This is a genomic window from Halomonas getboli, assembly GCF_023094245.1.
GTDB classification, from domain to species: domain Bacteria; phylum Pseudomonadota; class Gammaproteobacteria; order Pseudomonadales; family Halomonadaceae; genus Halomonas; species Halomonas getboli.
Map to the genome: position 1 here is coordinate 991,415 of NZ_JALMEW010000001.1, position 13,409 is coordinate 1,004,823.

Consider the following 13,409-nt stretch of genomic DNA (forward strand, 5'->3'; position numbering starts at 1 on the left):
CACATCAGTAGAGCACGTCGTGAATCACGTCGTAGATGATGTCGTTGGTGATATCGACCAGCACCGCATCGGCACCGACGCGACGCCACTCGTAGCCGTCGTAGTGCGGCAGATCACGACGGATGCCGTCGTCCAGGCGCTTGCCGATGCCAGGAGGCATGGGCTTTCCTCGGGCCAGGTTCTGGCGCACGCCGGGCGGAATCGCCTCGTGGTCCTCGTGGGCATAGACGTCGCGGTGACGACCGAAGATGTCGCGGATCAGCGCCTCCTCGAGATCCAGATCGTCATGGTGGCGATAGTCGCGGTCCCGGTCATCGTAGCGGCGCTCTTCATGACGATTCTCGTAACGATCTTCATGGCGCTCCGTGCGCTCGCGGCCATCATGGCCGTTGGCGTCCTGGCGCAGCCGTTCGGACTGCCCCTGCCCGCCCTTGGCATGCTCCGGCGGCCCACCGCCATTTCCGGGATTGGCCAGCGCCGGCAGCGCCACGAGGCCGAGGATCAGGGCGCCAGCCGGCGCCAGGCGATGGAATCGACGTCTCTGTGAGGGCATGACGGGCATCCTCCTTTTGCCTGAGTGATGTCCACAGTCTAGCCACTCTCGCGCCGCCAAGCGTGCAAAGGGCGTGCAGAAACGACGACACCCGAGCCGAGGCCCGGGTGTCGTGTCGTTCGGGGTCGCGATCGCGGGGCGATCAGCCCAGCGTTTCGCCGGCCAGCATGAACCAGGTCTCCAGTACCGCGTCCGGGTTCAGGGACACGGAGTCGATGCCCTGCTCCATCAGCCACTTGGCCAGATCCGGATGGTCGGACGGGCCCTGGCCGCAGATGCCGACGTACTTGCCCTGGGCCTTGCAGGCCTGAATGGCCATGGACAGCAGCTTCTTGACCGCCGGGTTACGCTCCTCGAACAGCCCGGCGACGATGCCGGAGTCGCGGTCGAGGCCCAGGGTCAGCTGGGTCAGGTCGTTGGAGCCGATGGAGAAGCCGTCGAAGTACTCGAGGAACTCGTCGGCCAGCAGGGCGTTGGCCGGCAGCTCGCACATCATGATGACCTTGAGCCCGTTGTCGCCACGCTTGAGGCCGTTGGCGGCCAGCAGATCGATGACGCCACTCGCTTCCTCGGTGGTGCGCACGAAGGGCACCATGATCTCGACGTTGTCGAGGCCCATTTCCTCGCGCACGCGCTTGATCGCCCGGCACTCCAGCTCGAAGCAAGCCTGGAAGTCCTCGGAGAGGTAGCGCGAGGCGCCGCGGAAGCCCAGCATCGGGTTCTCTTCGCCCGGCTCGTAGAGCTTGCCGCCGATCAGGTTCTCGTACTCGTTGGACTTGAAGTCCGACAGGCGCACGATGACCCGCTGCGGGTAGAAGGACGCCGCCAGGGTGGAGACGCCTTCGACCAGCTTGTCGACGTAGAAGCTGACCGGGTCGTCGTAACCGGCGGTGCGCACGTCGATGGTCTGCTGCAGGTCCGGCGACAGGGTCGCGTAGTCGAGCAGCGCCTTGGGATGCACGCCGATCATGCGGTTGATGATGAACTCCAGGCGCGCCAGGCCGACGCCGGCGTTGGGCAGGCTGGCGAAGCTGAAGGCGCGGTCCGGGTTGCCGACGTTCATCATGATCTTGAACGGCAGCTCGGGCATGGCGTCGACACTGGTGACGTTGCAGTCGTAGGCCAGCTTGCCGTCGTAGACGTGGCCGGTGTCGCCCTCGGCGCAGGACACGGTGACCTCGCGGCCGTCTTCCAGCGCCTCGGTGGCGTCACCGCAGCCGACCACGGCCGGGATGCCCAGCTCACGGGCGATGATCGCCGCGTGGCAGGTGCGGCCACCGCGGTTGGTGACGATGGCCGAGGCCCGCTTCATCACCGGCTCCCAGTCGGGATCGGTCATGTCGGTGACCAGCACGTCGCCGGCATGGATCTTGTCCATGTCCTCGGGGGTCTCGACGACCTTGACCGCGCCGCTGCCGATGCGCTGGCCGATGGCCCGGCCGGTCACCAGGGTGCGGCCCTTTTCCTTGAGCTGGAAGCGCTCCAGCTTGCCGCCCTCCTGCTGGGAGACCACGGTCTCGGGACGCGCCTGGACGATGTAGAGCTTGCCGTCGTCGCCGTCCATCGCCCACTCGATGTCCATCGGGCGGCCGTAGTGCTGCTCGATGATCACTGCCTGACGGGCCAGGGCCATGACCTGCTCGTCGTCGACGCAGAAGCGCGCACGGTCGGCCAGCGGCACGTCCACGGTCTCGACCGACTTGCCGGCGCTGGCGTCCTCGGTGTAGACCATCTTGATCAGCTTGGAGCCCAGGTTGCGACGCAGCACGGCCGGACGATCGGCGGCCAGGGTCGGCTTGTGGACGTAGAACTCGTCGGGGTTCACCGCGCCCTGCACCACGGTCTCACCCAGGCCCCAGGAGGCGGTGACGAAGACCGCATCGCGGTAGCCGGACTCGGTGTCGAGGGTGAACATCACGCCGGAGGCGCCGGTCTCGGAGCGCACCATCTTCTGGATGCCGGCGGACAGCGCCACGTTCTCGTGGGCGTAGCCGCGATGCACGCGGTAGGAGATGGCGCGGTCGTTGAACAGCGAGGCGAACACCTCGTGCACGGCGCGCTTGATGTTGTCGAAGCCTTCGATGTTGAGGAAGGTCTCCTGCTGGCCGGCGAAGGAGGCGTCCGGCAGGTCCTCGGCGGTGGCAGAGCTGCGTACCGCGACCTTGAGGTTCGGGTGCTTGGCGGCCAGCTGCTCGTAGCTCTCGCGCAGGGCGGCTTCGAAGGCCGGCGGCAGCGGGGTGTCGATCACCCACTGGCGAATCTCGGCGCCGACGCGGGCCAGTTCGGCGACGTCATCCACGTCGAGGGTGGACAGCGCCTGGTTGATGCGCTCGTTGAGGCCCTCGTGGGACAGGAACTCGCGGTAGGCGTGGGCGGTGGTGGCGAAGCCGCCGGGCACGGTGACACCGGCCTCGGCCAGGTTGGAGATCATCTCGCCGAGCGAGGCGTTCTTGCCGCCGACGCGCTCGACGTCGTTCATTCCCAGCTTCTCGAACCACTGAATGTAATCGTCCACGAAACCCCCTATAGGATTGGAAACCGACACCGGAAAGTGCATGACGCACCGTCATGAGTGGATGCGAACGACTCTATCAACGGCCCGCCATATTCGCCATTGGTCTAACAGCTAAGTCACTGAAGGTTTTTTACAACAATTCGCCGATCCTGGCGTTTCCTGTAGTCGCGCTTGTCTGGCCTCGCGCGAGACTCGACAATGACGCCATCCTTTCCCGTCCGAGCGAACCCCATGACACGCACCGCCTTCTTCATTTCCGACGGCACCGGTATCACCGCCGAGAGCCTGGGTCGCAGCCTGCTGGCCCAGTTCGAGAACGTCGAGATGCGCATGCTGACCAAGCCCTATATCGACAGCGTCGACAAGGCCAGACGCCTGGTCGAGATCATCGAGGCCACCGCGGTCAAGGACGGCAACACGCCGATCATCATCGACACCATCGTCGACGAGGACGTTCGCGCCGTGATCCGCAACGCGCCGGGCTTCCAGGTCGATATCTTCTCGACCTTCCTCGAGCCGCTGGAGCAGGAGCTGGCCACCCACTCCTCCTACAGCGTCGGCCGTACCCATGCCATCGGCAGCGACGACGTCTACATGGACCGTATTCACTCGGTGCACTTCGCCCTGGACAACGACGACGGCGCCCGCACCCACCAATACGACAAGGCCGACATCATCCTGGTCGGGGTATCGCGCTGCGGCAAGACGCCGACCTCGCTGTACCTGGCGCTGCAGTTCGGCATCCGCGCCGCCAACTATCCACTGACAGAGGACGACCAGGACGACAACGGCAGCCTCAAGCTGCCGGGGGTGCTGGCCAAGCACCGCCACAAGCTGTTCGGGCTGACCATCGACCCGCGCCGGCTGGCGGCGATCCGTCACGAGCGCCGCCCCAACAGCCGCTACAGCTCCATGGACCAGTGCGTGCAGGAGGTGGCCGAGGCCGAGGCGCTGTACCGCCGCATGCATATCCCCTATATCGACACCACGCGCTTCTCGGTGGAGGAGATCTCGACCCGGATGATCGCCGAGACCGGCATCAACCGGCGCTTCTCGCCGCGCTGACCTGATCTCGGAGAACACTGGGCCTCAGCGCACACTGAGCCTCAGGAACCACAGGGCCTCAGCGCACGATATTCAGCCGCCGCAGCCGGGAGATATCGTCCGCCGACAGCCCCAGCTCGCCCAGCACGGCATCGCTGTCCTGGCCCAGGCCCGGCGGCGCGCCGTCGGCGGTGGCGCTCTCGCCGTCGAAGCGCAGCGGATTGGCCATCTGTGGCACCGGCGATCCATCGGAGCGCGTCAGGGTACGGCACAGGCCGCGGTGGCGCACCTGGGGATCGTCGAAGGCCTCGGTCAGGGTATTGATCGGCCCGGCGGGAATGCCGAGGCCTTCCAGATCGGCCAGCCAGGCGTCGCGCCCCCGGGTCAGGAACGCCTCGGCGATCCGCGGCACCAGCGACTCGCGGTGTGCAACCCGAGCGGCATTGGTGGCAAAGGCGGGATCGTCGGCCCAGTCCGGATGCCCGAGCAGCTCGGCCAGGCGCGCGAACTGAGCATCGTTGCCCACCGTCAGCACCAGGTAGCCGTCGGCGCAGGCGAAGGCCTGATAGGGCACGATGTTCGGATGGGCATTGCCGTGGCGCGCGGGATTCTGGCCGGTCACCCGGGCATTGAGCGCCTGGTTGGCCAGCGTCGCCAGCTGGACGTCGAGCAGCGCCACGTCGATATGACGCCCCTTGGCGGATGATGGCCCGCTGCCCTGCTGCCGCTCATAGAGCGCCGCCAGCACGCCGACGGCGGCGTAGAGCCCGGTCATCACATCGGTAATCGCCACCCCGGTCTTCATCGGCATGCCGTCGGGCTCGCCGGTCAGACTCATCAGCCCGCCCAGGGCCTGGATCATGAAGTCGTAGCCGGCGCGATGAGCGTAGGGGCCATCCTGGCCGAAGCCGGTGATCGAGCAGCCGACCAGCTGCGGATTCACCGCCTTGAGGCTCTGGTGATCGAGCCCGTAGCGAGCCAGGCCGCCGACCTTGAAGTTCTCCAGCAGCACGTCGGCCCCGGCGGCGAGCCGACGCACCAGGGCCTGGCCCGCCTCGGTGGCGATATCCACGGCCACCGACTGCTTGCCGCGATTGGCGCAGAGGTAATAGGCGGCCAGACGCTCGACGCCCTCTTTGCCACCTTCTTCGCTACCTTCTCCACTGTCCCCTTCGCCGCTCGCCTCGTCCTCCAGCCAGGGCGGCCCCCAGCCGCGCGTGTCGTCGCCGCGCACGGGATGCTCGATCTTGATCACTCGGGCGCCCAGGTCGGCCAGCAGCTGCCCCGCCCAGGGCCCGGCCAGCACCCGGGACAGATCCAGCACCACCACGCCGTCCAGCGGTCCGCTCATTGAGATCTCCCTCATCTTGGAGCTGTTCCGGCGTCAAGCCATCGAGGGGGCCTGTGCTAGCCGGTGAAGGCCTGAATGCCGGTCTGCGCTCGACCCAGTATCAGCGCATGGATATCGTGGGTGCCCTCGTAGGTGTTGACCGCCTCGAGGTTCATGACGTGGCGGATCACGGGGTATTCGTCGCTGATGCCGTTACCGCCGTGCATGTCACGGGCCTGGCGGGCGATGTCCAGCGCCTTGCCGCAGTTGTTGCGCTTGATCAGCGAGATGGTCTCGGGCACCAGCTGGCCGTCGTCGATCATCCGCCCCACTCTGAGCGCCGCCTGCAGGCCCAGTGCGATCTCGGTCTGCATGTCGGCGAGCTTCTTCTGGATCAGCTGATTGGCGGCCAGCGGGCGGCCGAACTGCTGGCGGTCGAGGGTGTACTGACGGGCCGCATGCCAGCAGGCCTCCGCGGCCCCCATGCTGCCCCAGGCGATGCCGAAGCGGGCACGGTTGAAGCACGAGAAGGGCCCCTTGAGGCCGGTGACGCCGGGCAGCCGGGCGTCGTCGGAGACCTCCACGTCCTGCATCACGATCTGGCCGGTGGTCGAAGCACGCAGGCTGAACTTGCCCTCGATCTTCGGCGCCGAGAGTCCCGCCATGTCCTTCTCCAGCACGAAGCCGCGGATCGTGCCCTCCTCGTCCCGGGCCCAGACCACGAAGACGTCGGCGATCGGCGCGTTGGTGATCCAGGTCTTGGTGCCGTTGAGCCGCCAGCCGCCGTCGGTGCGCCGGGCACGGGTCGACATGGCGCCGGGATCGGAGCCGTGATCCGGCTCGGTGAGGCCGAAGGCGCCGACCCACTCGCCGCTGGCGAGCTTCGGCAGGTAGCGATCCTTCTGGGCCTCGCTGCCGAAGGCGTGAATCGGGTACATGACCAGGCTCGACTGCACGCTCATGGCGCTGCGATAGCCGGAATCGACCCGCTCGACCTCTCGGGCGATCAGCCCGTAGCTGACATAGTTCATCCCGGCGCAGCCGTAGCCGTCGATGGTCGCCCCGAGCAGGCCGAGCTCGCCCATCTCGGTCATGATCTCGCGATCGAAGCGCTCCAGGCGGTTGGCCTCGCGCACCCGGGGCAGCAGCTGCTCCTGGCAGTAGTCGTGGGCGGTCTGCTGGACCAGACGCTCGTCGCCGTCCAGCTGATCGATGAGGCGGAAGGGGTCATCCCAGGTCATGGGAGTGATCTGGCTCATGGGGCGCTCCGATGAATGTCTACATTTTTTAAAAATGTAGACCTTAGGAGTGCCCCTGCCAAGCCAGACGAAGGGAGGATAAGGGGAGACAGTCTGGCCACCGGCGCCGCGACAGCGCCGGCAGCCAGGCCGTTACTCGTCTTCTTCGGCCCGCGGCAGGATGGCGTTGAGCAGGATGCCCACCAGCGCGGCGAGGCCCACGCCCTGCAGGGTGAACTGGCCGCCGCCCAGCTGCATGCCGCCGATGCCGAACACCAGGATCAGCGACACCACCACCAGGTTGCGCGGTGCGGTCAGCGGCTTGCCGGCGCGCACCAGGGTGTTCATGCCGACCACCGCGATGGAACCGAACAGCAGCGTCATGATGCCGCCCATCACCGGGCCCGGGATGGTCTGCAGCACGGCGCCGAGCTTGCCGAGAAACGACAGCAGCACGGCGATCACCGCGGTGACCACCATGATCCGCGGGTTGAAGGCACGGGTCAGGGTCACGGCGCCGGTGACCTCGGAATAGGTGGTATTGGGCGGCCCGCCGAACAGCGCCGCCACGCTGGTGGCCAGGCCGTCGCCCAGCAGGGTGCGGTGCAGGCCGGGCTTTTCCAGGTAGTTGCGGCGCGTCACCGAGCCGATGGCGATCATGTCGCCGATGTGCTCGACCGCCGGGGCGATGGCCACCGGAATCATGAACAGCACCGCCGCCCAGTGGAAGCTCGGCGTCACGAACTCGGGCAGCGCCAGCCAGGCCGCCTCCTTCACCGGGGTGTAGTCGACCACGCCCATCAGCGCGGCCAGCGCATAGCCGGTGGCGATGCCGCCGAGAATCGGGATCAGCCGGATCAGGCCACGGCCGAACACCGCCAGCACCAGGGTCACCAGCAGGCTGGCCATGGACAGCACCATGGCCCGGCCGTAGCCGATGGCGTCGCTGGTGCCGCCGGTGGCCATGTCCACCGCCACCGGCGCCAGGGCCAGGCCGATCACCATGATCACCGGCCCCACCACCACCGGCGGCAGCAGGTAGTGCAGCCAGACGGTGCCCTTGAGGCGCACGATCTGGGAGATCACTACATAAACCAGGCCCGCGGCCAGCAGTCCGCCGAGGGTCGCGGACACGCCGAAGCTCGCCACCGACCCCTGGATCGGCGCGATGAAGGCGAACGACGAGGCCAGGAACACCGGTACGCTGTTGCGGGTCACGGCGTGGAACACCAGGGTGCCGAGGCCGGCGGTGAACAGCGCCACGTTGGGGTCGAGGCCGGTCAGCAGCGGCACCAGCACCAGCGAGCCGAAGGCCACGAACAGCATCTGGGCGCCGACGATCAGCGTGCGCAGGGGTGATCCGACCGTCGGGGCAGTCGAGGAGGCGGGTCTTTCCGTCATCCGAAGTCTCTCCGTAAGAGCCAGGCAGAAAAACGCCCCTGATCAGGGGCGTTGAAGCAAAGAGTCTATTGTTGAGCGGGCACCACGGCGAGCGACGACCAGACAAGGCAAGAAGCGAGGAAAGAGCGGAGTTTACTGAAGTAAATGAGCATCTTGAGTCGCTTCTTAACGCCGTATGGTCGAGCGCAGCCAGGTGCCGGCCAACAATCAGCGGGTGCCGAAGATCTTGTCGCCGGCATCCCCGAGCCCCGGGACGATATAGCCGTGCTCGTCGAGGCGCTCGTCCACGGCGGCGGTGTAGATCTCGATGTCCGGATAGGAATCCTGAACGCGCTTGATGCCCTCGGGCGAGGCGACCAGCACGATCACCTTCATGTGCTGGCAGCCGCGCTCGCGCAGCATGTCCAGCGTCGCGACCATGGTGCCGCCGGTGGCCAGCATCGGGTCGATGACGATGGCCATGCGCTCGTCCAGCTCGCCGGCGAACTTGGAGAAGTACGGCACCGGCTCGAGGGTCTCCTCGTCGCGGTAGAGGCCGACCACGCTGATCCGCGCGCTGGGAATCAGGTCGGTGACGCCGTCGAGCATGCCGAGGCCGGCGCGCAGGATCGGCACGATGGTGGTCTTCTTGCCCTTGAGCTGCTGGACCGGAATCTTGTTGCCGCTCCAGCCATCGATCTCCTGGGTCTCCAGTTCGAGATCCTGAGTCGCCTCGTAGGTCAGCAGCTTGGCCACCTCGCCGGCCAGTTCACGAAAACTCTTGGTGCTGATACCGGCCTCGCGCATCAGTCCCAGCTTGTGCTGGACCAGGGGATGCTGGATGGCGTGGACACTCATGGGCGGACCTCTCGGGGCAGGGGATTCGTCGGCAAATAAAGCTTAGTCGCACGCCGGGCGTGCGCAAAATCGCGCGCCATTCTACCCGCAAGCCGCCTCGAGGTTAAGGCGACCGTTGAAACGAGCCCTGGCGGACAGGATCGTCGGGCGAAAGGCAGGATGCAGGGCGATGACATCGCCGGCCAAGGCCGCTTCCGGACGATGCTGCGCCCGGAAACGGCCCGGCTCACGCCGGCGTGGCCGGCAGCTGCCAGTCGATCGGCTCGCGGCCGTGCTCGGCCAGGAAGGCGTTGGCCCGCGAGAAGTGATGGTTGCCGAAGAAGCCGCGGTGCGCCGACAGCGGCGACGGATGCGGCGACTCCAGCACCAGATGGCGCGTGGTGTCGATCAGCGCCTTCTTCTGACGTGCGTGGCTGCCCCACAGCAGGAAGACCGTGGGCCCGGCGTGTTCGCTGACCGTGGCGATGGCGCGGTCGGTGAAGGTCTCCCAGCCCTTGCCGCGGTGGGAGCCGGCGTTGCCCTGCTCCACCGTCAGCGAGGTGTTGAGCAGCAGCACCCCCTGGCGTGCCCAGTGTTCCAGATTGCCGTGATCGACGGGCATGAAGCCGACGTCGGCGGCCAGTTCCTTGTAGACGTTGACCAGCGACGGCGGAATGCGCACGCCGGGGCGCACCGAGAAGCACAGGCCGTGGGCCTGACCCGGCCCGTGGTACGGGTCCTGGCCGAGGATCACCACCTTGACCCGGTCCAGCGGGGTCAGTTCGAAGGCCCGGAACCAGTCCGAAGAGTGCGGGTAGATGACCTTGCGGGCGGCCTTCTCGGCCGCCAGGAAGTCGCGCAGCACCTGCATGTAGGGCGCGGCGAACTCGTCGCCGAGCCAGCGCTGCCAGCTGTCGGGTAGCGGGCAGTTCATGGTCAGCGCTTGATCCGGTCGGCCAGGGGTTCGACGTAGGTCACGCCCATGTCCCAGGGGAACTGGATCCAGCAGTCCTGGGCCACCTCGGTGAGGTACTGGTCGACCAGCGGGCGCCCTTCCGGCTTGGCATAGACGGTGACGAAGTGCGCACGGGGCAGCAGCTCGCGCACCTTGCGCGCGGTCTTGCCGGTATCGACCAGGTCATCCACCAGCAGCCAGCCGTCGCCGTCGTGGTCGACGCCCTTCATCACCTCGAGCTGGCCCTGATCCTGGCCCTCGTAGCTCTTGATGCAGACGGTGTCGATCAGCCGCACGTTGAGCTCGCGGGCGATCAGCGCCGCCGGAATCAGCCCGCCGCGGGTGATGGCGACGATGCCCCGGAAGTCGCGCTCGACCAGACGCTGGCAGAGCTCGCGCACGTCACGGTGGAGCTGGTCCCAGGACACGGTGAAGTGCTGGTGATAGCGATGACTCATGATGGCGTCACTCGTCCTCGGTGAAGGAGCAGACCGCGAAGACGTTGAAGCCGGCCTCGCGGATACGATCGGCGCCGCCCAGATCCGGCAGGTCGACGATGGTGGCGGTCTCGACCACGTGGCCGCCGCTACGGGTGATCAGCTTGGCCGCGGCCAGCATGGTGCCGCCGGTGGCGATCAGGTCGTCGACCACCAGGATGCGGTCGCCCTCGCGGAAGGCGTCGCTGTGCAGCTCGACCTCGGCCTCGCCGTATTCCAGCGTGTAGGTCTCGCTGATGGTCTTGAACGGCAGCTTGCCCTTCTTGCGCACCGGCACGAAGCTGCAGCCCAGCTCGTAGGCCAGCGGCGCGCCGACGATGAAGCCACGGGCGTCGATGGCGGCAATCGCGTCGAGCTCCAGGTCCTGGTAGCGGTGCACGAAGCTGTCGATCAGCTTGCGGAAGGCCGAGCTGTTCTGCAGCAGCGGCGTGATGTCACGAAAGTTGACCCCGGGCTGAGGCCAGTCGGGGACGGTGCGGATGACGGACTTGATGTAGTCGCCGTAGATGCTCATCGCGATTCTCGTCGTTCGGTGTCAATCGAGGAACAGCAGCTTGGCGCTGAAGACCAGCGCCAGCACCACCACGGCCGGGTTCAGGTCTCGGAAGCGACCGGACAGGGCCTTGATGGCGGCATAGCTGACGAAGCCCAGGGCAATGCCCTCGGCGATGGAAAAGGTCAACGGCATGGCCAGCGCCGCGATCAGCACCGGCGCCGCCTCGGTGGCGTCATCCCAGTTGGCATGCGCCAGGCTGCCGGCCATCAGCACCGCCACGTAGAGCAGCGCGCCGGCGGTGGCGTAGGCCGGGATGGAGCCAGCCAGCGGCGAGAAGAACAGGCTGACCAGGAACAGCACGCCGACCACCACGGCGGTGAGGCCGGTACGCCCGCCGGAGATGATGCCGGCGGTGGACTCGATGTAGCTGGTGGTGGTCGAGGTGCCGAGCGCCGCCCCGGCCATGGAGGCGCCGCTGTCGGCCATCATGGCGCGGCCGATGCGCGGCAGCTTGCCGTCCTCGTCGAGCAGCCCGCCACGGTGGGCGACGCCGATCAGGGTGCCGGAAGTGTCGAACAGGTCGACGAACAGGAAGGCGAACACCACGCTGATCATGGCCACGTCGAAGGCACCGACCACGTCGAGCTTCATCAGCGTCGGTGCGATGGAGGGCGGCATGGAGACGACCCCGCCAAACTCGTTGTGGCCCAGCAGCATCGACAGCACGGTGATGCCGAGGATGCCGATCATCACAGCGCCGGTGACGCGCAGATGCGACAGCGCGGTGATCACGAAGAAGCCGAGCAGCGCATAGAGCGCCGACGGCTCGGACAGATCGCCCAGCGCCACGTAGGTGGCCGGGTTGGCGACCACGATGCCGGCGTTCTTCAGCGCGATCATGGCCAGGAACAGGCCGATGCCGGCGGCGATGCCGAGGCGCAGCGACATGGGAATCGAGTTGATGATCCACTCGCGAATGCGGAACACGCTGAGCAGGAAGAAGGTGAAGCCGGACAGGAACACCGCCCCCAGCGCCGTCTCCCAGGCATAGCCCATGCCCATCACCACGCCGTAGGTGAAGAAGGCGTTCAGGCCCATGCCGGGTGCCATGGCGATGGGATAGTTGGCCCAAAGGCCCATGATGAGACAGCCCACCGCGGAGGCCACGCAGGTGGCGACGAACACCGCGCCGTAGTCCATGCCGGACTCGGAGAGGATGCTAGGGTTGACGAAGATGATGTAGGCCATCGTCAGGAAGGTGGTGATCCCGGCGATGATCTCGGTCTTCACGTTCGTGCCGTGTTCGGCGAGCTTGAAGTGACGTTCGATCAGGCTTTTCTGCATGGAGAAGTCGTCCTGTGCGGCGCTTTGGCGTCCTGCTGGGTGCGAGAAAAGCCGCACATGGTAGCGGATGGCGTCCCGGGAATCGAGGCGCCATCCGCTACCGACGCTGCGGCATGACCTCCTGATATATAAGGGATGGCCGGTGCGCTGGCCAGCGGACTGGCCAACGCACACTGAACGCCTCAGGCGTCGCGGGACGCCATCACCCTCTCCACCGTCTCGACGATGGCCTGGGTCTGGGGGTCGATCTCGATGTTGACGCGATCGCCCGGCACCCGGTCGGCGAGTACGGTACGGGCCAGGGTCTCGGGAATCAGGTCGACGCAGAAGCGCGGACCGTGCTCGGCCGTCGCCGGCCGCGCCTCGCCGATGGTCAGACTGGCACCGTCGACCCCGATATAACCCTTGTCGAACACGAAGCGGCCCAGGCGCTCGGGCAGCTCGAACCACAGCCGCCGGTTGTTGGGCGCATCGTCGAGGGACACCAGCTCGGCGGTGGCGATCACGTGGCCGGACATGGCATGGCCGCCGATCTCGTCGCCAAAGCGCGCCGCGCGCTCGACGTTGACCCGGTCGCCCACGGCCAGCTCGCCCAGGTTGGTCACGCGCAGGGTCTCGCGCATCAGATCGAAGCTGACGCGCTCGCCGTCGATCCCGGTGACGGTCAGGCAGACCCCGTTGTGCGCCACCGAGGCGCCGATCTCGAGCCCCTCGCCCAGCGCCCCCGGCAGGCGCACTACATGGGTGCGGAAGGCCTCCGCTTCCTCGATGGCCACCACCTCGGCCATGCCCTGCACGATGCCTGTGAACATGTGCTGATCTTCCTCTCGTGTCGTGCCGCCCGAACGGGCGAAAGGGGCTCAGTGTAGGGAAAGGGGGAGGCGCCCGTCCATGGCGGTCCGGCGCCCTTCTCCCCTGCCGACCAAGGCTCTCCAGGCCCTTTCCTGCCAGATTTTCCGCCTGTCTCAAGCGCTTTGCTGGTGATTTTCACCATTCCTTGGGCAAACGAACGCTCGCTTGGACCAAATGGTTTGACATACGCCCGTTCGATACCTAAGATGCGCGCACATTTTGACGGCGCCGATTTGGACCCGGATTGCGGGCGCCGACGCCGCATGGCTCTCGAGCCGTGCGGTGTGAAGTGCAGCTAAAAGGGTGTGTCCAGCGTTGATGGCCACCCGTCAGGGTGGCCTTTTTTTTGGCCGCCCTTGCGCTGTTCG

At 66.7% G+C, this 13,409-nt stretch carries 12 protein-coding genes; 1 reads left to right on the plus strand and 11 read right to left on the minus strand.

Annotation, left to right across the window (positions count from 1 at the left end):
- Window positions 1-4 precede the first annotated feature (4 nt).
- Window positions 5-553 carry an anti-virulence regulator CigR family protein gene (locus tag MYL53_RS04750; protein WP_247852299.1) on the minus strand — a complete coding sequence of 183 codons (549 nt, stop codon included), beginning with the start codon at window positions 551-553 and terminating at the stop codon, window positions 5-7.
- A 142-nt stretch (window positions 554-695) separates the two neighbouring features.
- Window positions 696-3,068, minus strand: coding sequence for a phosphoenolpyruvate synthase (gene ppsA, locus MYL53_RS04755; RefSeq protein WP_247852301.1), 2,373 nt, complete (start codon window positions 3,066-3,068; stop codon window positions 696-698).
- A 231-nt stretch (window positions 3,069-3,299) separates the two neighbouring features.
- Here ppsA and ppsR point away from each other — a divergent pair, with 231 nt between their 5' ends.
- The gene (gene ppsR / locus MYL53_RS04760; RefSeq protein WP_247852303.1) at window positions 3,300-4,133 is read left to right on the plus strand and encodes a posphoenolpyruvate synthetase regulatory kinase/phosphorylase PpsR; all 834 of its coding nucleotides are present in this window, start codon (window positions 3,300-3,302) and stop codon (window positions 4,131-4,133) included.
- A gap of 58 nt (window positions 4,134-4,191) precedes the next feature.
- On the opposite strand, the gene MYL53_RS04765 is transcribed toward ppsR, so the two are convergent.
- The 9 genes from MYL53_RS04765 to MYL53_RS04805 form a co-directional block, all read right to left on the minus strand.
- The gene (locus tag MYL53_RS04765) at window positions 4,192-5,463 is read right to left on the minus strand and encodes a CaiB/BaiF CoA transferase family protein (RefSeq protein WP_247852305.1); all 1,272 of its coding nucleotides are present in this window, start codon (window positions 5,461-5,463) and stop codon (window positions 4,192-4,194) included.
- A gap of 56 nt (window positions 5,464-5,519) precedes the next feature.
- The gene (locus MYL53_RS04770) at window positions 5,520-6,701 is read right to left on the minus strand and encodes an acyl-CoA dehydrogenase (RefSeq protein WP_247852307.1); all 1,182 of its coding nucleotides are present in this window, start codon (window positions 6,699-6,701) and stop codon (window positions 5,520-5,522) included.
- 132 nt (window positions 6,702-6,833) lie between these two features.
- Window positions 6,834-8,081, minus strand: coding sequence for a uracil-xanthine permease family protein (locus tag MYL53_RS04775; RefSeq protein ID WP_247852309.1), 1,248 nt, complete (start codon window positions 8,079-8,081; stop codon window positions 6,834-6,836).
- Between the two features lie 207 nt (window positions 8,082-8,288).
- A complete protein-coding gene (upp, locus tag MYL53_RS04780; protein WP_247852311.1) occupies window positions 8,289-8,918 on the minus strand; it encodes a uracil phosphoribosyltransferase in 630 nt (209 codons plus the stop codon).
- A 226-nt stretch (window positions 8,919-9,144) separates the two neighbouring features.
- Complete coding sequence (ung, locus tag MYL53_RS04785) at window positions 9,145-9,831, minus strand: uracil-DNA glycosylase (RefSeq protein ID WP_247852313.1); 687 nt, start codon at window positions 9,829-9,831, stop codon at window positions 9,145-9,147.
- A gap of 2 nt (window positions 9,832-9,833) precedes the next feature.
- Window positions 9,834-10,313 (minus strand): xanthine phosphoribosyltransferase, encoded by a 480-nt coding sequence (gene gpt, locus MYL53_RS04790; protein WP_247852394.1) that lies wholly within the window; start codon window positions 10,311-10,313, stop codon window positions 9,834-9,836.
- A gap of 4 nt (window positions 10,314-10,317) precedes the next feature.
- Complete coding sequence (locus tag MYL53_RS04795) at window positions 10,318-10,863, minus strand: adenine phosphoribosyltransferase (RefSeq protein ID WP_247852315.1); 546 nt, start codon at window positions 10,861-10,863, stop codon at window positions 10,318-10,320.
- A gap of 21 nt (window positions 10,864-10,884) precedes the next feature.
- Window positions 10,885-12,189, minus strand: coding sequence for an NCS2 family permease (locus MYL53_RS04800; RefSeq protein WP_247852317.1), 1,305 nt, complete (start codon window positions 12,187-12,189; stop codon window positions 10,885-10,887).
- A 182-nt stretch (window positions 12,190-12,371) separates the two neighbouring features.
- On the minus strand, window positions 12,372-13,001 hold the full coding sequence (locus tag MYL53_RS04805) for a riboflavin synthase subunit alpha (protein ID WP_247852319.1): 630 nt from the start codon (window positions 12,999-13,001) through the stop codon (window positions 12,372-12,374).
- Window positions 13,002-13,409: the final 408 nt, after the last annotated feature.

Bases quoted from the DNA above. Each gene is read 5' to 3' on its own strand.
- MYL53_RS04805 (WP_247852319.1), bottom strand. From the start codon at position 13,001: ATGTTCACAGGCATCGTGCAGGGCATGGCCGAGGTGGTGGCCATCGAG.
- MYL53_RS04770 (WP_247852307.1), bottom strand. From the start codon at position 6,701: ATGAGCCAGATCACTCCCATGACCTGGGATGACCCCTTCCGCCTCATC.
- ung (WP_247852313.1), bottom strand. From the start codon at position 9,831: ATGAACTGCCCGCTACCCGACAGCTGGCAGCGCTGGCTCGGCGACGAG.
- ppsR (WP_247852303.1), top strand. From the start codon at position 3,300: ATGACACGCACCGCCTTCTTCATTTCCGACGGCACCGGTATCACCGCC.
- MYL53_RS04800 (WP_247852317.1), bottom strand. From the start codon at position 12,189: ATGCAGAAAAGCCTGATCGAACGTCACTTCAAGCTCGCCGAACACGGC.
- MYL53_RS04750 (WP_247852299.1), bottom strand. From the start codon at position 553: ATGCCCTCACAGAGACGTCGATTCCATCGCCTGGCGCCGGCTGGCGCC.
- MYL53_RS04775 (WP_247852309.1), bottom strand. From the start codon at position 8,081: ATGACGGAAAGACCCGCCTCCTCGACTGCCCCGACGGTCGGATCACCC.
- MYL53_RS04795 (WP_247852315.1), bottom strand. From the start codon at position 10,863: ATGAGCATCTACGGCGACTACATCAAGTCCGTCATCCGCACCGTCCCC.
- upp (WP_247852311.1), bottom strand. From the start codon at position 8,918: ATGAGTGTCCACGCCATCCAGCATCCCCTGGTCCAGCACAAGCTGGGA.
- MYL53_RS04765 (WP_247852305.1), bottom strand. From the start codon at position 5,463: ATGAGCGGACCGCTGGACGGCGTGGTGGTGCTGGATCTGTCCCGGGTG.